The organism is Mycolicibacterium arabiense, from assembly GCF_010731815.2.
Taxonomy (GTDB): domain Bacteria; phylum Actinomycetota; class Actinomycetes; order Mycobacteriales; family Mycobacteriaceae; genus Mycobacterium; species Mycobacterium arabiense.
In genome coordinates, this window is the sequence record NZ_AP022593.1 from 764,475 (window position 1) to 784,975 (window position 20,501).

The following is a 20,501-nucleotide window of genomic DNA, read 5'->3' on the forward strand; positions in this document are numbered from 1 at the left end:
CGACTATGCCCCCGGTGGCCTTCGTTCCCGGGCATCGTCAGCTGGCAGATCCCTGCGGGTCTTCACCCAGTACATTGCGAGATCCTCTGGAACGCCGGAGATCTTCGGCGCGAAGAGCTGCTTGCGTATGCGCTTGACCGTCAAACCGAGCGCCTGGAGATCGTCCTCGGAGATCTCGTCGAGTGTCGTCTGCGACACCACGAGCCCGCCCCTGGTGGCACGCTCCATGACGCGCGCAGCGATGTTCACGTCGATGCCAAGCCAGTCGGACCCGATGCGCTGCGGCCGGCCGGTGTGCACGCCTGCGCGCATCAGTGGCGTATATCCGTCGACCTCAACGGTTTTGACGGCCTCCAGCGCGTCGATCACGGCGCGTACCGCGGTCGTCGGATCGGTGAAGACCGCCATGGCGCCATCACCCATCCGCTTGACGATCTGGCCACCGGAGGCCAGCAGTGGTGGCTCCATCACCTGGGCCACGCGTCGCAGCAACCGCAGCGTCGCATCGTCACCCGCGGACAGCGACCAGTCGGAGAAACCCACGAGGTCGGTGAACACCAGGGTCACCTCGCGGTAGGCGGGACGTCCCGACACCCTCTCGGTGAGTGCCTGCCACACCTGCAGCGCGCCGAGGCTCACCTCGCGGGAGGCGGCATGCCGATCCAGAATGCGATCGGCTGCGCGCGCCGCCGCACGTGGGCCACCAACGCCCGCTGCGGACAACGGATCACCGAAATCCGGGTCGCCGGGCAGCGCGCGACGGGCCCGCCTGACGAAGTCGACGACACCCGGGCTGTGATTGGTGGCCTTGAGCCAGCCCAGCGGACCGCTCGCGCCGTATCCCGACCCGACGCGCTCTTGCCCGTCCGATCGGTCATCCGGCGATTCGACATCCACCACTCAACCCTAGGTGGCGCCCGGATCGACCGGCAACGACGTTGGCGCGCGGCGCCTCCGCCCCCAGCAAAGGCGCTGGTCAACCGATCTTGATAGAGCGAACTAGACGCAGCTCACACCCCTACGTCGCAACCTCGCATCGGTCCAGCCTCCGTTGGGCAGCAGCGTGCGCGGGCCGTGGACAACGACCGTTGTCAGGAATAGTCTGACCGCCAGGCACCCTGGGCATCGGCGGAGGACACATGACCGCAACGAAGGTCGACGACACTCCTCCGGACTCCGGAGCGGCGAGTTCCGTCCCACTCGGGCCCGAATCCCTCACCTGGAAGTACTTCGGCGATCTGCGCACCGGACTGATGGGCGTGTGGATCGGCGCGATCCAGAACATGCACCCGGGCCTCGGTGCGGGCGTCGAGGACCACTCGATCCTGCTGCGCGAGCCGCTGCAACGCGTCGCACGCTCGGTCTACCCGATCATGGGGGTCGTCTACGACGGCGAGCGAGCGCCCGCCACGGGTGCGCAGATCCGGGGTTACCACGACACGATCAAGGGCGTCGATTCCGCCGGCCGGCGCTATCACGCGCTCGATCCCGAGACGTTCTACTGGGCGCATGCCACGTTCTTCATGCTGATCGTCAAGTGCGCCGAGTACTTCTGCGGCGGCCTCACCGAGGCGGAGAAGCGGCAACTGTTCGACGAGCACGTCCAGTGGTACCGGATGTACGGCATGAGTGCGAGACCAGTACCCGGGACGTGGGAGGAGTTCTGCAAGTATTGGGACCGCACCTGCCGCGACGACCTCGAACTGAATCGGGCCGCACGCGACGTGCTGAACATCCGCATCCCCAAACCGGGCCTCGTTCCCGTGCCGACCCCGTTGTGGGACCACGCATTCAAGCCGTTGGTGGCCGGACAGCGCTGGATCGCCGCCGGACTGTTCGACCCCGCGGTGCGCGAGAAGGCCGGCCTGCGGTGGACGCCCGGCGACGAGGTCCTGCTACGCCTGCTCGGCAAGGCGATCGAACTCGCGTTCGTCGCCGTACCCGACGAGATCCGGCTGCACCCGCGAGCATTGGCCGCCTACCGCCGCGCTGCGGGCCGGTTGCCCGTCGACGCGCCATTGGCCGAGGCACCATCGTTTACCGCCCCACCCAAGGACCGACGCGGACTGCCGGTGCACTACGTACCGCCGTCCAGGTCGATGCTCGAACGTGCCGGATCACTGGTACACACCACGTTCTCCCTCGCCGGGCTGCGACCCGCGCGCGGCCGACACACTAATGATCGACGAAAGGCAGCCTGACACATGCTCGAATGGTCCGAGGTCGACCTCGCCGTGCGCGACGCCGTTCGCGACTTCGTGGACAAGGAGATCAGGCCGCACCTCGACGACCTCGAGAGCGGTGACATGCCGCCCTACCCCATCATCCGAAAGCTGTTCAGCACCTTCGGAATCGACGCGATGGCCAAGGAATCGCTCGAGCGGCGGCTGGCCAAGATGCGCGACGGGTCGGAACCGACGGGCAAGTCGGCGGGGGGCGGCATGTTCGGCGGCGGCGGCGACCAGGCAGGCATGGGTTTCGTGCTCATCAGCGAGCTGTGCCGGGTCAGCATGGGCGTGGTCACCGGCCTGGGCGTCAGCCTGGGACTCACCGTGCCCACCATCGCGTCCCGGGGCACCCTGGCGCAGCAGGAGCGCTGGCTGCCGGAGCTGGTGACCTACGAGAAGGTGGGTGCCTGGGCGATCACCGAACCCGACTCCGGCTCCGATGCGTTCGGCGGCATGACGACCTCAGTGGTCCGCGATGGCGACGACTACATCCTCAACGGACAGAAGACGTTCATCACCAACGGTCCCGACGCCGACGTGACGGTGGTCTACGCGAAGCTCGACGACGGCGACCGCAGCGTGGACAAGCGCAAGCGCAAGGTCCTCACCTTCGTCCTCGACAAGGGCATGGACGGCTTCGTGCAGTCGAAGCCGTTGCGCAAGATGGGCATTCACAGCTCGCGCACCGGTGAACTGTTCTTCACCGACGTGCGCCTCGGCCGCGACCGGCTGCTCGGCGAGACCGAGGACAACGCGTCGGGCGACGGGCGCGACAGCGCGAAGTCGAACTTCTCCTCCGAGCGCATCGGGGTTGCGGCGATGTCGCTCGGCGTCATCGAGGAGTGTCTGCGGCTGTCCGTCGACTACGCGAAGTCACGGAAGCTGTGGGGCCAAGAGATCGGGCAGTTCCAGCTGATCCAGCTCAAGCTGGCGACGATGGAAGTGGCGCGGATGAACGTGCGCAACATGCTCTTTCGCGTCATCGAGGCCGCTCAGACCGGCACCCCGATCTCGCTGGCCGAGGCGTCGGCGATGAAGTGGTACTGCTCGCAGGCGGCAACGGACGTCGCCATGGAGGCGATTCAGATCTTCGGCGGCAACGGCTACATGACCGAGTACCGGGTCGAACAGCTCGCGCGCGACGCCAAGTCGCTGATGATCTACGCAGGGAGCAACGAGGTTCAGATCACGCACGTCGCGCGAGGACTGCTCAGCGGGTAGCCCTGGCGCTCTGGTACAGACAGATCGCCGCCGCGGCCGCGACGTTGAGACTCTCGGCGCCACCGGCCATCGGGATCCGCACGCGGACGTCGGCCGCCTCGGCGACCTCGACGGGCAGACCGTGCGCCTCGGAGCCGAACAGCCACGCCGTCGGCACGTCGAGGTTCACGTCGTCGAGCGACGTCTCGCCATCGAGCGTCGCGGCCATCACCACCAGCTCCGCGTGCACCAATTCGGCGATCAGCGCGAGCGTGTCGGGCGCGTCGACGACGGGCACCGAGAAGATGCTGCCCGCAGAGGCGCGCAGACACTTCGCGTTGTAGGGATCCACGCTATCGCCGGCCAGGACGAGAGCGTCCGCGCCAAGGGCGTCGGCGAGCCGGATCAGCGTCCCGGCGTTACCGGGGTCGGCGGTGTCGACCGCGACGGCCACCAGTCGGGGCGCCGCCAGCACCGAGGCGAGCGTCACCTCCGGCATCCGGCATACCGCCACCAGCCCGACGGGTGTGACGGTGTCCGACAACGCCTTTGCAGCGCGTTCGGTCACCAGGTGAACGGGGGCGTCGATCAGGAGGTCGCGAAACCGCTCGGCGGCGGCCTCGGTGACGAAGACCTCGTCAACGAGACCACGCCGCAACGCCGACTCGACGAGGTTGGAACCTTCGGCGAGAAAGCGTGCGGCGTGGCGGCGTCCAACGGGACGCTGCAGCTTGATCGCCGCAGCTACCCGATTGGACTTCTCGGTCAGTGCTGAACCCCGTGTGGTTCCGCTCCTGCCCGCCGGTGCTGTCAGGCGGCTTCGCCCGACGGAGCGTTGACGTCCTCGGGAAGCGCCTTCCTGGCGACCTCGACGAGGGCGGTGAACGCAGCCGGGTCGCTCACGGCGATCTCGGCGAGGTTCTTGCGGTCCACCTCGACACCGGCGGCCTTGAGACCCTGGATCAGCCGGTTGTAGGTGATGCCGTTGGCGCGGCCCGCGGCGTTGATGCGGGAGATCCACAGCTTGCGGAAGTCACCCTTGCGCGCCTTGCGGTCACGGTAGGCGTACGTCAAGGAGTGGAGCTGCTGCTCCTTGGCCTTGCGGTACAGGCGTGACCGCTGGCCGCGGTAGCCCTTCGATGCCTTGAGGACGGTACGCCGCTTCTTCTGGGCGTTGAGTGCGCGCTTCACGCGTGCCATTGGGGTGTTCCTATTCTCGATCGGTCAGGTGGGAGGCCGCGAAGGCCTGCAGGCAAGGTCAGCCGTTGAGCATCTTGGTGACGCGGGCGGTGTCGTTCGCCGCGACGGTGGTGCGCCCGTCGAGGCGGCGGGTGCGCTTGCTCGCCTTGTGCTCGAGCAGGTGGCGCTTTCCGGCCTTCTGCCGCACGATCTTGCCGGTTCCGGTCTTGCGGAACCGCTTCGATGCGCCGCTGTGGGTCTTGGCCTTGGGCATGAGAGTCCTCAGTTCTGTGGTGGATCGGTCGGTGCTTCGGCGGCCTGTGCGCTGCCGCGCTGGCCGGCGGGTGTGTCTGCGTCGTGCGCCGCCTTGGCGCGAGTCTTCGCGCCGCGGTGCGGTGCCAGCACCATCGTCATGTTGCGGCCGTCCTGCTTGGCGGACGTCTCGACGAAGCCGTAATCGGCGACGTCGGCGCCCAGGCGCTGCAACAGGCGGTAACCGAGTTCGGGCCGCGACTGCTCGCGACCGCGGAACATGATCGTGACCTTGACCTTCGACCCCGCCTCGAGGAAGCGGACGACGTGACCCTTCTTGGTCTCGTAGTCGTGGGGGTCGATCTTGGGCCGCAGCTTCTGTTCCTTGACGACGGTCTGCTGCTGGTTCTTGCGAGACTCGCGCAACTTCTGAGCCGTCTCGTACTTGAACTTGCCGTAGTCCATGATCTTGCAAACCGGCGGTTTGGCATCTGGAGCTACTTCGACGAGGTCGAGATCGGCATCCGCGGCGACGCGAAGGGCATCTTCGATGCGCACGATTCCCACCTGTTCACCGCCCGGTCCAATCAGGCGGACTTCAGGTACGCGAATGCGCTCGTTGATGCGTGTCTCAGTGCTGATGGGGCCTCCTATGTAGTCTTCGAGGAGGCCAACGCCATCGGCGCCCGAAAAGGGCCGAGCCCCGCATGTAGATGCAGGGCCCGAATGCCGACCGGTCGCGACGTACGTCGCCCGTGCAACGCACGAAACGAACACCTCGCGGTGTTCGTGACCGGACCGCTGAGCCGTGAGGCCAACGGTGGGAGCGGGACTCCACTTGCTGTCCCGGCCAATGCCGAGACGGTCGCGCATGCAAGTCTAGCAGGCATGACCGATGATCCCGAACTCCCCGACGAGGCGGCTGAACTGCCCGTCCGCGAACTGGCCGAGATCCCTGCAGTCGAGGTCATCACCCGCGCCGCGGTCATGCTCATGAGTGCAGCGGCCGAGAAGCTCGGCCTGGCCGACGGCAACCCCGAAGACAGCCCACACCAGGATCTCGACGAGGCGCGCCGCCTGATCAACGCCCTTGCCGGTCTCCTGAAGGGCTCCGTCGAGTACCTGGGACTGCACGCCGGACCCATCAGGGACGGGCTCAAGGGTTTGCAGCTGGCGTTCAAGGAGGCCAGCGCCTTCCCCGAGGAGCCGGGCAAGGGCCCGGGCGAATGGTTCACCGGGCCCGTTTGGTGACACACGGTCCCCCGCAGTCCCACCCATTTCCCCGGTAGACCGAATATCCTCGCGCCCTATGACCCTGGCCGCGGCGAGCAAGCCGGCGAACACCAAGCACCGCTCAGCCTTCTGGTGGGTTCCCGCCGCGGCGGGATGGACGGTCGGGATCATCGCGACCCTGTCGCTGCTCGCCAGCGTGTCCCCACTGATCCGGTGGGTCATCCGCATCCCGCGCGAATTCGTCAACGACTACATCTTCAACTTCCCGGACACCAGCTTCGCGTGGGCCTTCGTCCTGGCGCTGCTCGCGGCTGCGCTCGCGGCCCGCAAGAGCGTCGCCTGGTGGATCCTCGTCATCTACATGGTCGCTGCCGTCGGGTGGAACGTGGTCGGCCTGACCACCGGCGACGAATCGATCATGGAGGACGTCGGCGAGGTCATCGGGCTCGCCTTCCACGTCGCGGCGATCGCCTTCCTGATCCTGGCCCGCCACGAATTCTGGGCGAAGGTCCGTCGCGGTGCGCTCATCAAGGCGGCGTTGACGCTGGTGGCCGGGATGGCGATCGGCACGCTCGTCGGATGGGGCCTGCTGGAACTATTCCCCGGGTCCCTCGCCCGCGGCGACCGCCCGCTCTACGCGCTCAACCGGGTGAGCGCGTTCGCCGGCGCGGCGTCGGACAACTTCGCAGGCCATCCCCACGTGTTCGTCAACGCGCTGCTGGGCCTGTTCGGTGCGTTGGCCCTGATGGTCGCGGCCATCGTGCTGTTCCGGTCGCAGCGGGCGGAGAACGCTCTCACCGGGGAGGACGAATCCGCCATCCGAGGCCTGCTCGAGCTGTACGGCAAGAACGACTCGCTGGGGTACTTCGCGACCCGCCGCGACAAGTCGGTGGTGTTCGCACCGAACGGGCGCGCGGCCATCACCTATCGGGTCGAGGTGGGCGTCTGCCTGGCCAGCGGTGACCCGCTGGGCGACCCCAAGGCGTGGCCTGCGGCCATCGGCGCGTGGCTCCAACTGTGCCAGTCCTACGGCTGGGCGCCGGGTGTGATGGGCGCGAGTTCGGCGGCGGCACAGGCGTTCAGCGCGGCCGGCCTCAACGCGATCGAACTCGGCGACGAGGCCATCCTGCATCCGGACCGCTTCAAGCTCTCCGGCCCCGACATGAAGCCGGTACGCCAGGCGGTGACGCGGGCGCGTCGCGGCGGTCTCACCGTGCGCCTGCGTCGGCACCGCGACCTGAGTCCCGACGAGATGGCGGACGTCATCCGACGCGCCGATGCGTGGCGCGACACCGAGACCGAGCGCGGCTTCTCCATGGCGCTCGGGCGGCTCGGCGACCCGGCCGACGGCGATTGCCTTCTGGTGGAGGCGGTCCAGGAACGGAGCGACACGGGTGACGGTGAGGTCGTCGCCATGCTGTCGCTGGTGCCGTGGGGCACCAACGGCGTCTCGCTGGATCTGATGCGCCGCTCACCCCAGTCCCCCAACGGCACCAACGAACTGATGGTCAGTGAGCTGTGCCTGCAGGCTGAGGAGATCGGCATCAGCCGCATCTCGCTCAACTTCGCGATGTTCCGCTCGGCCTTCGAGGAAGGCGCGCAACTCGGCGCGGGACCGGTCGCGCGGCTGTGGCGTGCGCTGCTGGTGTTCTTCTCGCGGTGGTGGCAGCTGGAGACGCTGTACCGCTCGAACATGAAGTACCAGCCCGAGTGGGTCCCCCGGTACGCCTGCTACGACGACGCGCGTCTGGTGCCGCGGGTCGGCGTCGCATCGGTGATCGCCGAGGGCTTCCTGGTGCTGCCGTTCAGCAGACGCAACAAGCAGCACACCGGTCACCACTCGGCCGTGCCCGAGTCACTGGCGAAGTCAGGTCTGCTACACGGCGACGGCACCGCACCCGACCTCAGCGGCATCGCGGCCGACGACGGTGAGGGCGCCGGCGGCCCCCGGTTGCCCGAGCAGGTACGGGTCCGGATGGCCAAGCTGAAGACGTTGCAGGACAGCGGGATCGACGCGTACCCCGTCGGCCAGCCACCCAGCCACACCGTCGCCACGGCCGTCGAGACCAGCGACGTCACCGTCAGCGTGTCGGGCCGCATCCTGCGGATGCGTGACTACGGCGGCGTGCTGTTCGCTCAACTGCGCGACTGGTCGGGCGAGGTTCAGGTCCTGTTCGACGACTCGCGTCTCACCGCGGGCCGCACGGCCGACGTCACCAACGCGATCGATCTCGGCGACCTCGTCGAGGTGACGGGGACCATGGGCCTGAGCCGCTCGGGCAAGCCGTCACTGCTGGCCGACCACTGGCGTCTCATCGGCAAGTGCCTGCGGCCGCTGCCGGACAAGTGGAAGGGACTCACCGACCCCGAGGCTCGGGTGCGGACGCGCTACGTCGACCTGGCCATCAACACGGAGTCGCGCGACCTCATCACCGCGCGGAGCAGGATCCTGCACGCCATTCGCGAGACCCTGGTCGGCAAGGGCTTCCTCGAGGTCGAGACGCCGATCCTGCAGCAGATCCACGGCGGTGCGAACGCACGCCCGTTCATGACCCACATCAACGCCTACGACTTGGACCTCTACCTGCGCATCGCCCCGGAGCTGTACCTCAAGCGGCTCTGCGTCGGTGGTGTCGAGCGCGTCTTCGAACTCGGCCGTGCGTTCCGCAACGAGGGCGTCGACTTCAGCCACAACCCCGAATTCACGCTGCTGGAGGCGTACCAGGCGCACGCCGACTACAACGTGTGGGTGCACGGGTGCCGCGAACTCATCCAGAACGCAGCGCAGGCGGCCAACGGCGCCCAGGTCGTCATGCGGCCCGGCGAGACCGAGGGCACGTTGGAGGCCGTCGACATCTCCGGTGAATGGCCGGTGAAGACCGTGCACGGGGCGGTGTCCGAGGCCCTCGGCGAGGAAGTCGATCCGACCACCGACCTCGCCACGCTGCGGTCCCTGTGCGATCGCGTGGGCGTGCCCTACCTGACCCATTGGGACGCAGGCGCGGTCGTGCTCGAACTCTACGAACGGCTGGTCGAGGGGCAGACCCTGCAGCCGACGTTCTACAAGGACTTCCCGACGTCGGTGTCGCCGCTGACGCGACCGCACCGGAGCATCCCGGGGGTCGCAGAGCGTTGGGACCTCGTCGCGTGGGGTGTCGAATTGGGCACTGCCTACAGCGAATTGACCGATCCCGTGGAACAACGCAGGCGGTTGCAGGAGCAATCGCTGTTGGCTGCCGGTGGCGACCCCGAGGCGATGGAACTCGACGAGGACTTCCTGCAGGCGATGGAGTACGCGATGCCCCCGACCGGCGGGTTGGGCGTCGGCGTCGACCGCGTCGTCATGCTGATCACCGGCCGCAGCATCCGCGAGACGTTGCCGTTCCCGCTCGCCAAGCCACGCTGACCCGATCCCCGGGTCGCTTCGCTCCAGCCCGCCGGGACCCGCTTCACAGCCGGTCCCCAGGAACGGCATCCACGATGATGCGGTGACGACGTCGACACCCCGATTCGCCGAGCACCTCTCGCTCATGCACGGTTGGCTGCCGCTGTTGGTGCAATTGATCGCCGTGACGCTTCTGGCGCTGGCCGTGGGATGGCGGAATCGACGCTGGCGGCTCGTATGGCTCCCGGTCGCGGTCGTCGCAGGCTTGATCCTGACGGCAATGGCCTACTGGTACGTGACCACCGAGGGGCTCGCGGGCGATCCTGCGCCACGGCGACTGTGGGCGTGGACGACGGTGACCGGCGCGGCACTCGTGGTGCTGATCGCGGGGTGGCGCAGCGCGGGATGGTGGCGGCGAAGTGCGTCGATGCTCGCGGTTCCGCTGTGCCTGGTGTGTGCTGCGCTGGCGTTGAACCTGTGGGTGGGGTACTTCCCCACCGTGCAGACCGCGTGGAGCCAACTGACCGCGGGCGCGCTGCCCGACCAGGTGGATCAGGCCGCGGTCGTGGCCATGCAGAAGGAGCGCAGGATTCCCGACCGGGGTTCCGTCGTCCCGGTGACCATCGGTTCTGCCGCATCGGGTTTCAAGCACCGCGGTGAGCTCGTGTACCTGCCGCCGGCCTGGTTCGCGTCCGACCCACCGCCTGCGCTGCCGACGATCATGATGATCGGCGGTGAGTTCAACACACCGGCCGACTGGCTGCGCACGGGCAACGCCATCAAGACCGTCGACGACTTCGCCGCTCAGCACGCGGGCAAGGCACCGGTGCTGGTGTTCGTCGACTCCGGCGGAGCCTTCAACAACGACACCGAGTGCGTGAACGGTGCGCGCGGCAATGCCGCCGACCATCTGACGAAGGACGTCGTCCCGTTCATGGAGCAGACCTACGGCGTGAGCGCCGAGAGCGCCAACTGGGGCATCGTCGGGTGGTCGATGGGCGGCACGTGCGCCGTCGACCTGACCGTGATGCACCCCGACCTGTTCAGCGCATTCGAGGACATCGCAGGCGATCTCAGCCCGAACTCGGGCACCAGGCAACAGACGATCGACCGGCTGTTCGGCGGCAGCGAAGCGAAGTACGCGAGCTTCGACCCGACCACCGTCATCACCCGTCACGGTCCCTACCGCGGAGTGGCCGGCTGGTTCGACGTCAACGGCCCCATGCCGTCTGCGCCGGCGGTGGTCGACGTCAGGGACGACATGGGCAACGGCGCGGCGGGCGGCAAGGCAGTCGCACACACCAGTGACCAGGAGGCAGCGGCCGACTCGCTGTGCGCCCTCGGCAGCAGCCGCGGAATCGACTGTGCCGTCGTAGAACAGCCCGGCAAGCACGATTGGCCCTTCGCCTCACAGGCGTTCGCCGCTGCCCTGCCATGGATGGCCGGACGCATCGGTACGCCGGGGGTGCCGTCGACGCCGCTGCCGACGCCGGGCGCGGGACTTCAGGCCACCGCAAGGTAGGCATAGTCTGTCGGGCATGGCCGACTTCACAGCAGCAGCAGCCATCATCGGCACCGGGTTCATGGGCCGGGTGCACGCGGAATCGCTGGCCCGCATCGGGGTTCGCGTGCTGGGCATCGTCGGCTCCACGCCGGAGCGGGCAGCGGCGGCGGGAATCGCGCAGCCCTACTCCGGCATGGACGAGATGTTGGCCGACGACAGGGTGAACGTGGTGCACGTCTGCTCGCCCAACCACCTGCACTACGAGCAGGCACTCGCTGCCCTGCGCGCTGGCAAGCACGTGGTGTGCGAGAAGCCGCTCGCGATGACGCCGGCGGAGGCCCGGGAACTCCGCGACACCGCCCGCGAACTGGGTCTGGTCAACGCCGTGTGCTTCATCAACCGCTTCTACCCGCTGTGCCAGCAGGCCGCGGCTCAGGTGAGTTCTGGCGCACTGGGTGCCGTGCGACTCGTCACCGGCGGCTACCTCCAGGACTGGCTGTCGAAGGACACCGACTGGAACTGGCGTCTCGATCCCCGACTCGGTGGGTCGTTGCGCGTCGTCGGCGACATCGGTTCGCACTGGCTCGATCTCGCGAGCTACGTCACCGGCCAACGCGTCGAGTCCGTGATGGCCGACCTCACCACGACGATCCCGACCCGCCATCGGCCGCTCCGTTCGGTCGAGACGTTCACGCAGGCGGTGGACCAGGAGACCGAACCCACCACGGTCACCACCGAGGACATCGCAGGCATCCTGCTCCGATTCGACGGGGGCGCGCGTGGCGTTCTGTCGTTGTCGCAGGTGTCCCCGGGCCGCAAGAACAACCTGACCTTGGACCTCAGCGGTTCCGACGGTTCGCTCAACTGGGGGTTGGAGAACCCGGAACGGATGTGGATCGGTCACCGCGACGATCCCAGCCAGATCCTGATGCGTACCGAAGGCGACTACCCACCGGGGCACGCGCAGGGGTACCCGGACACCTTCAAGGCGCTGCACCACGCCGTGTACACCGCGGTCGCATCCGGTGAAGCCCCCACGGAACCCGACTTCCCAACCTTCGACGACGGGCTCGAGCAGGCGCTCATCGGTGAAGCGATCGCGCAGAGCGCTCGACTCGAACAGTGGGCCACCGTCGAGCGCTGACCGCGATCAGTAATCGGCCTCGGCCGCAAGGATCTCCGCGAGGAACGCATCGGCGCCTGGACGTGCGAGCCGACCGCGGGCGTAGTCCCGGATGCGCTGACGCATGACGTCGGCGTCGGGGGCGGGATCGACGTCGGCGCCGACGCTGACCGTGGTCGGTGCCCAATCGTGGTTCCAGGCGACCACCTCGGCGACGGGACCGGTATCGCCGGCCAGGTCGAAGCGTGCCAGCCCGTCGTCGTCCAGGACCCCGGCCCCCGACACCGGACCCGATCGCAGGCGCACCGGCACACCCGCAGCAGGACGGGTGCCTGCGGTCGCCACCCGAACCGTTGCGACGGCACCGGTGTCGGTGACGTCGACCCGCCACTGGATGGTGTCGTCCGCGGCATCGAAGAGCCCCGACGGAACCGCCGCCCAGTCGATCGAACCGACCCCGCTGGCCACCGACGGCTGCGCCCGCCCGCCCCGGCCGCCCGCCGCCAGCGCGTAGTCGGCACGACGCGCGGAAGCCGGTAACGCGGCGTCGACGTCCCACACGCCCGCGTCGTCGGCGACCTCGGCGCACGCATCGACCAACTCGACGACCCGCGGATCACCGTCGCGGCGGTGCGCCAGCAGCGTCGCCTGGTGCGGGGCCAGTAGGCTCGCCACGTCGGCGTCGAGGGTGTCGTCGTCGAAGTAGTCCTGTGCCGCCGTGGCGAGCAGCGCGACCTCGGCGTCGAGCAGTGCGGCATCGAGAGTCGGGATGCCGTCGCGCAGACTTCCCGGCCACCATCGACGCGCCCAGTGGCCGATCGCCAGACGGCGCAACGGATTCAGCGCGTCGGCGTCCAGCTCGACGCCGGGGAGGTCGACGGAACCGTCGACGGCCTCTCCCCCGAGCGCGTCGACCAGGGCACCGTGCCCCGTTGCGCCGACCAGTCGCCAGAGCCATTGCGCCGCACCGACGTCGGTCACCGTGACGAACGTGGCCGACGCGCCGGCGGGATCGTCCACCGTCCACTCCAGAATCGCACCCGCCACCTCGAGCACTGCCACGGCAGGCGGTTGCGCGGGAGTGGGCCCGAAGCTCCACAGCCCGGCTCGTCCGTCGATCCTCACCGGGCCACCTCCACTTCCAGCATCGCCTTGATCCGCTGCCGGTGGTCCAGGCTGACCGACCGCGCCACACCCTCGAGCAGGGCGCGCACGTCGTCGACGTCGTCGCACGATTCCTGCCAGACGTCGCGGCCGTGCAGCCGCGCCCACAGCCGGTTCAGGTACGGCCGCGCGAAGCAGGTGAGGTCGTCGACCACCTGCCTCTGGCGCGGATGCAGGGCCTCCCCCTCGACGAGGTACCGGCGCGCGTGCATCACGTAGGCCTCCTTGCGAAGCCTGGCCTGGATACTGCGGCCGAGGTCGTAGCGGGTGGGCGTGGAGTCGCTCAACGGCGCGAGGTCGACCGCGATCTCGATGCCCGCGACCAGCGTGGCCTGGATGTCTTCGGCCATCAAACCCCATGGCGCACAGGCGCGGTCGACCTCTTCCGCGCACAGCGACGGGATGTCCGGCAGCTCGTCGCGGTCCAGTGCCCTGCGAAGCGTCGCACGCACCCTGTCGACCACGCTGCGGTCCAGCGGGCGCGCGGCCTCGGAGCCCGGCGGGACCGCTGGCGGTAGCTGCGGTTCCGTCGAACTGAGGCCGACGTCGACGATCGACCACGGAATGCCCTGGGGGGCGACCCTGGCCCTGGCGCCGAAGTTGTAGGGCGTGGCGTCGCCGATCAGCGCCGACCACACACGCTGGCGCGCCATTCGTCCGTTGTGATCGTCGGCCGTCCCGAGCACGGTGGTCAATCCAGCCAGGAACGGACCCGCGATCGTGTCGCCCGGCCGGACGTCGCGCCAGCTGCGTTCCAGCTGTGCTCCGAGCGCGTCGATCACGCGTCGGTCGTCGACATAGCGATTGAGCACCTCGATGGCCGTACGGTCCCGGTCGTCGTGCAGGTCGCGCAGGACCGACTCGACGAACTCGCCCTGCGAATCTCGCTGGGACGGATGGCCATCGGTGACCGCCAGCTCGAAGCACACCGGGAAGTAGAGTTCCTGGGCATTGCCGGTAGTGATGCGCAACCGCCGCCGCTCGGCCTTCAGCAGCGCGAACCAGGCCGCCGCACAACGCAATCGTTCGGCGTTGTCGACGATGGCATCGATGAGCTGGGCGGCGACGTCGGGCTCGAGCATCGGCGCGGAGAACTGCGGGTTGGACCGCAGCCGCAACACGAGCGGGTCCAGGATCCGCTTCACGGTTCGACGCAGCGGCCCGCCGTCGGCGCCGCTGAGCACCTCGACGCCTTCGCCGATCGCCCGCCACGCCTGGTCGATCGCCGCGCGCCGAGGCACGGCGACGGCGACTGACGCCGCAACGTTCCCGGTACTCATCGCATCAGGATAGGTGGCCGGCGCCGGTTTGGTCGCCGAGAAAGTTGGGTTCGGTAGGGCGCCGGGGCGACCAATCTGGTCGGCATGTCCTACGCCATCGCGCCCCCGCTGCTCGCACTCGTCCTCCTGATCGCCCTCGTCGTCCCGAGCGCACTCAGGCGCCGCCGACCCAACCGACCGAAGCCGACCTCCGAGAATGAGATGGCCGTCGGGATCGGCACGGTACGCACGGTTGCCGAGCGCATCACCGTCGAGGTGGAGAGCGTGTCCGGGCAGACCTTCGTGGGCAGGCTGCAGCAGGCGGACGACGACGTCGCGGCACGGCTGCGGCCCGGCGTCGTGCTGCTCGTCTCGTTCGACCCCGACGCCCGCGAGCAGCTCACCCTCGCCGACGACGTGCTCGCCGTGCGTGCGGGCACCGTGGCACCCGAGGACCTCATCAGGCACGGCACCAAGTCCTCCGGGGTCGTCACGGCAGTCCGCCCCGGGCACGAGGACTACCGCAAGGTCGAGTTGGACGTCATCGTGCGCAAGCCCGAGGGCGGTCAGTTCCCGGCCCGCGAGACCGCGCTGTTGCCTGCCACCGCGCTGGACGCCGTGAAGCCCGGGAGCGTCGTCGACGCGTACTACCGCCACGGTGACGAGAAAGCAGTCGCGGTGTGCGTGCCGCCCTGCTGAGCGGTCACCGCGCACCGTCCACCGCGAACGACACCACCGCCGCCCAGTACAGCGGGCTGGCGGTGGTATCGCCGATTCGCCACCGGCGCATGCGTTCTCGTTGCCATTGGTCGAGCGCGCATCCCGCGTCCTGGGCGACGTGCGCTCGGTCCACGGCGACGACGACCTCGGTCATCGGGTCGGCGTCACCGCCGACGAATCGCCGGTAACCCGCCGTCGTCGGCAGCGACCACAGTGTGGCGGTGACCAGCTGAGCCCCGCCGAGGACGGCTGCCGCCACCAGGCCGGTGGCCTCGTCGAACCGGTAGTCGCCACCGGATGCGCACGCCAGCAGCGCGACCCGGGGCGGAAGCGCGAGTTCCAGCGCCATGACGTCGGCAGCGGTCAGCGGCCGCGGGTCGGCCAGGTGCAGCGCCGACTGATCTGCGCTACCCGAATCCGCCGCCGTGGCGTGTCCCACGTAGAGCAGACGCGACGGCCGGCGCCCGAGCATGTCGGCGAGCCACCATCGGTCACTGTCGCTGCGCCGGAACAGTTCCACCACGCCGTCGACGGGCGGTAGCACCGATCCGTCGGCCAGCAGCGGTGAGAAGTGGCGTGCCAGCGGCATGTCGGCATCCGGTCGCCCGAGCACCGAGCCCAACGACGAATCGGCCCGTTGGCCCGGCACCCGAGGGTCCAGCACCAGCAGCGGCGGACCACCGGCCGCGTCGTCCCAGGACCGCCGCGGCCGCTGCGCGTTCGCGATGTTCGCCGGTACTGCCATCAACACGTCGACCAGTTCCATCAACCGTCGGCCGTCGGTGGGTGACGCCACCGCGACCTCGTCCCACGGAACCTGGGCCGCCGCGGTTCCGGCGAACGTGACGGCGGCGGCGCGGGCACGCACCAGGGAATCGGCGGGCGGCCGCGCCGACGGTACGGCGAGCAGTCCCCAGGGCACCCGCCCCAGCCGGGCACTCGGCGACACGAACAGCACCGCACGCGGGTCGGAGGCGCACGCGATCAGCAATTCCCACGCCGGATCCGACAGCAGGAGCACCCCCAGCCGGTAGGCGAGCACCGCCTCCGTCTCGGGTTTCGCCAGCGGCCCCGTCACCAGCGCACGCTCGAGACCGTCGGCGACCGACTCGTCGCCGATGGGCTCGGGCAGGCCGATGTCGAGTTCGGCGAGCGCCGCCAACAGGAGGGGTTCCTCGACCACCCACGTGACGGTGCGCGACGGATCGCCGACCACGCGCAGGCTCGCGTAGGTGGCGATGCCGACGTCGGCGAACCGCAGCACCAGCGTCGGCCGGCTCACGGCCACGTCGTCCAGGCGCTCTCGTCGGTCGTCACGTGCTGCCCGTAGCGCTCGAGCGCCAGCCGCCGGTAGCGGCCGAGCACCGGGCCCGCCGTCGGGTCCATCGCCAGCGGCGGCAGCGGGCCCAGCCGCGTCAGCGACGGCCCGGTGTCGATCCTGGGCCCCGAGGCGACCTGCGCCAGCTCCTCCAGGTCGCTGATGGGCGCCGGAGCGGTCGTGACGCGCGACCAGTCGACGTCGCCCGGTGCCTCCGCCGTCGCGAAGGTGCCACGCGCACTGTGGTATTCGATCAGCTCGCCGACGAGTTCGGTGTTCTCCGACTCCCAGGCGACGGCGAATGCGCCGGCCAGCATCGGCGCGGAGATGCACTCGGCCCACTGTGCCCTGGCCTCGGCATCGGTGATCGAGTAGCGGACCGAGTCCACTGCCAGCGCAGCAGGCACCTTCAGGTCGGCGGCCCGCGCGAGCTTGTCCATGGCCGAGGCGAACCGGGGGCTACCGGGTTCGGCGTGGGTGGCGCCCAGCGACGCCCTATAGCGGGCCTCCAACTCGGCCCAGTCGTCGTCGGCGTGGCCGGCGCCGTCGAAGCCGAGGTCGGCCAGCGCGTCGGATCGCCACACCGTGCCCAGGTGGTCGTCGAGACGCGCGTAGGCGACCCAGCTGCTTCGTGGCGACTCGTCGAGGCAGGCCCTGGCGCGTTCGACCATGTCGATGGCGTCCTGGAAGCGCCCGCGGATGATCGCAATCCAGCTGCGTTGCAGCAGTATCCGGTGGATGTGCAGTGGCCGGCCCAGCTCGCGCCAGTGCCGTTCGGCGTGCTCCCAGCTCTCGTCGGCGGCCTGCAACGCCCCCGCGCCCATACGGGTCAGGCCGAAGTACAGCCAGCACCGCGAGACGTCATGTGCCCGAGCGTATTCTGCGATCACCGGGTACGCCTCCATGAGCAGCCGCTCGGTGGAGAGTTGATCACCGCGTGCCCAACACACTGTGGCGCGCTCGAGCTTGGTACGCGACACGGGTAGGTCCCATCCCCTGGCCTGTGCCCGCGCACCAGCGCGCTGCAGCCAGGGCTCCGCCTCGGCCAACCGCCCGGTCTCGATGCAGAACCTGGCGTAGCCGACGGCGCCGAGGACGAACAGGTTGTCGTCGTCCTCACCCGTGGAACCGGTGTCGACGTCCTCGATCACGCTGCGCCACAGCGGGATCGACTTGACGTGCATGTCGTCCTCGCAGAGCGCAGCCGCGCACTGGATGCGCGCCAGAGTCCCCAGGTAGGCGTGTTCGGAGGCCAGGTCGGCGAACTGGGGAGCGCTCCACTCCCCCGACGCCATACCGTCGAGCAGCACCAACGCCGCAGCCGCGCCCTCGTGGTCACCGAGTGCCGCCAGGAGACCGACCTCGAGTGCCTGGGCACGCCGGCCGTAGCGGCACGTCATGTGCAGGATGGCATCAGTCGACATCGTGGTGCGGTCGATCACGTCGGGCGCCGCGGTGCCGTCGAGCACCGACGCGTAGACCGCCAGGCACTCCCTGATCCGCCGAATCCCCTCTCGCACACCCTCGTAAGCGGTGCGCACCAGGTACAGCTCGTCCAGTTGGGCCAGCACCTCGAGCATCAGGTCGTCGCGGTCGGCCTCTTCGATCCGAGGCATCAGCGACAGCAACAACTCCTTGGCCGACGTCTCGTCGGCGGCCAGCGCAAGGTGGCGGGCCCGCTCGAGTTCGCCGGGGATGGACACGGCTCGATGATAGGTCGCGCGAGTCCGTGCACAGACGGGAAAGCGGCGGACGTGCCGAGCACGTCCGCCGCCCGCGGGGTGGCCCGTCAGGAGCAGGTCACCTTGATCTCGAACTTCTTCGTGATCATCCCCGCCATCGGGTTCGCCATGTCGGCGCCCTGCGCCTCGCCGGTGATGGTGTAGGTGCTGCCGTCCACGGCCACCGCGGCCGAGCCGGTCTTCATTCCGCCCATCTCCGACACCGCGAGGGCGCTGCCGTCGACGACCAGGCCGAGGGACTCCACCTTCGGCGTCTCCTCGTCGGTCATCACGACACCCAGCCCCTGCGCGCCGCCTCCGATGGGAGCACTGGCGACGTTGATCTTGCCTGCCTGCTTGACGCACGTCACCGACTTGAGATCGAGGCCGGCGAGGTCCTGACCCTCGACCTTGACCTCGTTGCTCCCGTTGGTGCTGACCTCGCTGGTTCCGTTGCCCGCCGCCGCGCTCGAAGCCGGTGTGGCCTCGCCCTTGTCGTCGGAACACCCGACCACCATCAGGGAGACCGCAACCAGTCCGACCCCTGCCGTGATGACTCGCTGCACGCCGATCAACATGTCTGCTCCTTCGTTCGCGTCGCCCCGATGGCGTCGTCGTGTGATCAGTACAGAGGGCTGCGATCGCTACCGATCCCAACTATCGGGCCGGTACGGTGACTGGGTGTCCGACACGAACCCGGCCGAACCGCCCGCTGACGAGCCGGCTCCCGACGACGTCGGCGTCGTCGACGCCGAGGTGGTCGAGTCCGCCCCAGTCGAGCCAGGTTTCGAGCCCGTCGTCCCGCCGGCACCGGCCGATACCGGCTACACCGCGAGCGGGGTGCCGACCTTCGATTTGGTGCGCGAGAAGATCGAGACCCGGTTTGGCACGTCGATGGGTGCCGCGGAACTCGCCGCCGAGACACCCGAGGGCCGCAGCGTCGAGGAGCAGTACGAGGCGCGGCAGAAGGCGGCGGCCGAGCGGCTCGCTCAGATCCGGGCGTCGATGAAGCCCACCGACGAATCCTAGAACCGGTGCGGCGCTTCACCGTCGCCGAGCGGCGTGCGCGGTTGGCGCGACGGCATCTGCTCGCCGACGGTCCGAATCAGGACGTCGCGGGCGCGGCCGCCCAGCTGGTCGGCCTGCACGCAACCGACCCGGCGACACCGTATCTGACCCTGTGGGCTCGCCTTCCCGGGTTCGGCGTCGGCGACCTCGACCACGCACTGTACGGGGCTCGGTCAGTGGCCAAGCACCTAGCGATGCGGCGGACGCTGTGGGTGTTCGCGACCGCTGACCTCGGGCTCGTGCAGCCGTCGTGCAGCGATCGCGTAGCGGACAACGAGCGCAGGCGGCTGGTCGCGGACCTGGAGAAGTCCGGGGTCGCCGACGACGGCGGAGCCTGGCTCGCCGCCGCATCCGCCGCGGTCCTCTGTCACCTCGCCGAGCACGGTCATGCCAGCGCTCGGGAACTGCGGGCCGCCCTCCCGGAACTGGCGGGCAGTTACGACCCGGCGCCCGGAAAGACCTGGGGTGGATTGGGTCCCGTATCACCACGGGTGATGACGGTGATGGGCGTGCGCGGCGACCTGATCCGCGGCCCCAACGAAGGCGCGTGGACGACGTCGCGCCCACGATGGCTGCTGACGACCGACTGGCTGGGGGCTCCGGTGGTGCCCGCTGCCCCCGACGAGGCGCGCGCCGTCATGATCCGCAAGTGGTTGCGGGCCTTCGGGCCGGCCACCGAGGCCGACGTGAAGTGGTGGTTCGGCCACACCCTGACGTGGACGCGCGCGGGCCTGCGGGACGTCGGCGCGGTGGAGATCGAGCTCGAGGGCAGCAGCGCACCCGGGTACGCCCTGCCCGACGACCTGGAGCCCGAACCCCCCGTCGAGCCGTGGTGCGCTCTGCTGCCCGGGCTCGACGTCACCACGATGGGCTGGCAGGCGCGCGACTGGTACCTGGGCGCCCACCGCGAGCAGGTGTTCGACCGCAACGGCAACGCTGGGCCGACTGCGTGGTGCGATGGCCGGGTGGTCGGCGGATGGCGTCAGGACGCCGACGGTCGCGTCGAGGTCCAAATACTCGAGGACGTCGGTCCCGCCGCCCGGAAGTCGTTGCAGCGCAAAGCGAACGAGCTGACCGCCTGGCTCGACGGCGTCCGGATCAAGCCACGCTTCCCGTCCCCACTGTCGCGGTCTTGACGCCTGGGCCT

The 20,501-nt window shown here is 69.2% G+C and carries 19 protein-coding genes; 9 read left to right on the plus strand and 10 right to left on the minus strand.

Annotated features, from left to right (window positions below; translation table 11 throughout):
* Window positions 1-3 precede the first annotated feature (3 nt).
* Window positions 4-897, minus strand: coding sequence for an adenylate/guanylate cyclase domain-containing protein (locus tag G6N61_RS05335; protein ID WP_163917590.1), 894 nt, complete (start codon window positions 895-897; stop codon window positions 4-6).
* 242 nt (window positions 898-1,139) lie between these two features.
* On the opposite strand from G6N61_RS05335, the gene G6N61_RS05340 reads away from it, so the two are divergent.
* Together G6N61_RS05340 and G6N61_RS05345 are read left to right on the plus strand one after the other, a co-directional pair.
* Window positions 1,140-2,201: an oxygenase MpaB family protein gene (locus tag G6N61_RS05340; RefSeq protein WP_163917591.1), complete on the plus strand. Its 1,062-nt coding sequence runs from the start codon at window positions 1,140-1,142 to the stop codon at window positions 2,199-2,201.
* A gap of 3 nt (window positions 2,202-2,204) precedes the next feature.
* Window positions 2,205-3,449 (plus strand): acyl-CoA dehydrogenase family protein, encoded by a 1,245-nt coding sequence (locus tag G6N61_RS05345; RefSeq protein ID WP_163917592.1) that lies wholly within the window; start codon window positions 2,205-2,207, stop codon window positions 3,447-3,449.
* Here the strand turns inward: G6N61_RS05345 and G6N61_RS05350 are convergent.
* From G6N61_RS05350 to infC, 4 genes are read right to left on the minus strand one after another with little or no spacing between them, the layout of a single operon-like run.
* Complete coding sequence (locus G6N61_RS05350) at window positions 3,439-4,197, minus strand: TrmH family RNA methyltransferase (protein WP_163924609.1); 759 nt, start codon at window positions 4,195-4,197, stop codon at window positions 3,439-3,441. The two genes, G6N61_RS05345 and G6N61_RS05350, sit on opposite strands and share 11 nt — an antisense overlap.
* Before the next feature lie 41 nt (window positions 4,198-4,238).
* Entirely contained in the window at window positions 4,239-4,628 is a 390-nt protein-coding gene (gene rplT / locus G6N61_RS05355; protein WP_163917593.1) for a 50S ribosomal protein L20, read from the minus strand.
* Window positions 4,629-4,686: 58 nt separating this feature from the next.
* Window positions 4,687-4,881, minus strand: a complete 195-nt coding sequence (gene rpmI, locus G6N61_RS05360; RefSeq protein ID WP_163917594.1) for a 50S ribosomal protein L35 — start codon at window positions 4,879-4,881, stop codon at window positions 4,687-4,689.
* A gap of 8 nt (window positions 4,882-4,889) precedes the next feature.
* On the minus strand, window positions 4,890-5,501 hold the full coding sequence (gene infC, locus G6N61_RS05365) for a translation initiation factor IF-3 (RefSeq protein ID WP_163924610.1): 612 nt from the start codon (window positions 5,499-5,501) through the stop codon (window positions 4,890-4,892).
* Window positions 5,502-5,747: 246 nt separating this feature from the next.
* On the opposite strand from infC, the gene G6N61_RS05370 reads away from it, so the two are divergent.
* The 4 genes from G6N61_RS05370 (at window position 5,748) to G6N61_RS05385 (ending at window position 12,125) form a co-directional block, all read left to right on the plus strand.
* Window positions 5,748-6,110, plus strand: coding sequence for a DUF1844 domain-containing protein (locus tag G6N61_RS05370; RefSeq protein ID WP_163917595.1), 363 nt, complete (start codon window positions 5,748-5,750; stop codon window positions 6,108-6,110).
* 58 nt (window positions 6,111-6,168) lie between these two features.
* Window positions 6,169-9,498 (plus strand): bifunctional lysylphosphatidylglycerol synthetase/lysine--tRNA ligase LysX, encoded by a 3,330-nt coding sequence (gene lysX, locus G6N61_RS05375; RefSeq protein ID WP_163917596.1) that lies wholly within the window; start codon window positions 6,169-6,171, stop codon window positions 9,496-9,498.
* Between the two features lie 700 nt (window positions 9,499-10,198).
* The gene (locus tag G6N61_RS05380) at window positions 10,199-10,999 is read left to right on the plus strand and encodes an alpha/beta hydrolase (protein WP_456152516.1); all 801 of its coding nucleotides are present in this window, start codon (window positions 10,199-10,201) and stop codon (window positions 10,997-10,999) included.
* Window positions 11,000-11,015: 16 nt separating this feature from the next.
* Window positions 11,016-12,125, plus strand: a complete 1,110-nt coding sequence (locus G6N61_RS05385; protein ID WP_163917597.1) for a Gfo/Idh/MocA family protein — start codon at window positions 11,016-11,018, stop codon at window positions 12,123-12,125.
* A 6-nt stretch (window positions 12,126-12,131) separates the two neighbouring features.
* On the opposite strand, the gene G6N61_RS05390 is transcribed toward G6N61_RS05385, so the two are convergent.
* Together G6N61_RS05390 and G6N61_RS05395 are read right to left on the minus strand one after the other, a co-directional pair.
* Window positions 12,132-13,229 carry a hypothetical protein gene (locus tag G6N61_RS05390; RefSeq protein ID WP_163917598.1) on the minus strand — a complete coding sequence of 366 codons (1,098 nt, stop codon included), beginning with the start codon at window positions 13,227-13,229 and terminating at the stop codon, window positions 12,132-12,134.
* Complete coding sequence (locus tag G6N61_RS05395; protein ID WP_163917599.1) at window positions 13,226-14,548, minus strand: hypothetical protein; 1,323 nt, start codon at window positions 14,546-14,548, stop codon at window positions 13,226-13,228. Before G6N61_RS05395 ends, G6N61_RS05390 begins: the two co-directional genes overlap by 4 nt.
* A gap of 84 nt (window positions 14,549-14,632) precedes the next feature.
* Here G6N61_RS05395 and G6N61_RS05400 point away from each other — a divergent pair, with 84 nt between their 5' ends.
* Entirely contained in the window at window positions 14,633-15,226 is a 594-nt protein-coding gene (locus G6N61_RS05400; protein ID WP_179973572.1) for a hypothetical protein, read from the plus strand.
* A gap of 4 nt (window positions 15,227-15,230) precedes the next feature.
* Here the strand turns inward: G6N61_RS05400 and G6N61_RS05405 are convergent, their stop codons facing one another.
* The 3 genes from G6N61_RS05405 to G6N61_RS05415 all read right to left on the minus strand — a co-directional run bounded on the left by G6N61_RS05405 (window position 15,231) and on the right by G6N61_RS05415 (window position 18,852).
* On the minus strand, window positions 15,231-16,529 hold the full coding sequence (locus G6N61_RS05405; RefSeq protein WP_407666385.1) for a CHAT domain-containing protein: 1,299 nt from the start codon (window positions 16,527-16,529) through the stop codon (window positions 15,231-15,233).
* A complete protein-coding gene (locus G6N61_RS05410; protein WP_163917601.1) occupies window positions 16,526-18,268 on the minus strand; it encodes a hypothetical protein in 1,743 nt (580 codons plus the stop codon). Before G6N61_RS05410 ends, G6N61_RS05405 begins: the two co-directional genes overlap by 4 nt.
* Before the next feature lie 86 nt (window positions 18,269-18,354).
* Window positions 18,355-18,852: a lipoprotein LpqH gene (locus G6N61_RS05415; protein ID WP_163924612.1), complete on the minus strand. Its 498-nt coding sequence runs from the start codon at window positions 18,850-18,852 to the stop codon at window positions 18,355-18,357.
* 190 nt (window positions 18,853-19,042) lie between these two features.
* Here G6N61_RS05415 and G6N61_RS05420 point away from each other — a divergent pair, with 190 nt between their 5' ends.
* Both G6N61_RS05420 and G6N61_RS05425 read left to right on the plus strand, forming a co-directional pair.
* Window positions 19,043-19,315 (plus strand): PspA/IM30 family protein, encoded by a 273-nt coding sequence (locus G6N61_RS05420; protein WP_163924613.1) that lies wholly within the window; start codon window positions 19,043-19,045, stop codon window positions 19,313-19,315.
* 5 nt (window positions 19,316-19,320) lie between these two features.
* Window positions 19,321-20,490 carry a winged helix DNA-binding domain-containing protein gene (locus G6N61_RS05425; RefSeq protein WP_163917602.1) on the plus strand — a complete coding sequence of 390 codons (1,170 nt, stop codon included), beginning with the start codon at window positions 19,321-19,323 and terminating at the stop codon, window positions 20,488-20,490.
* Window positions 20,491-20,501: the final 11 nt, after the last annotated feature.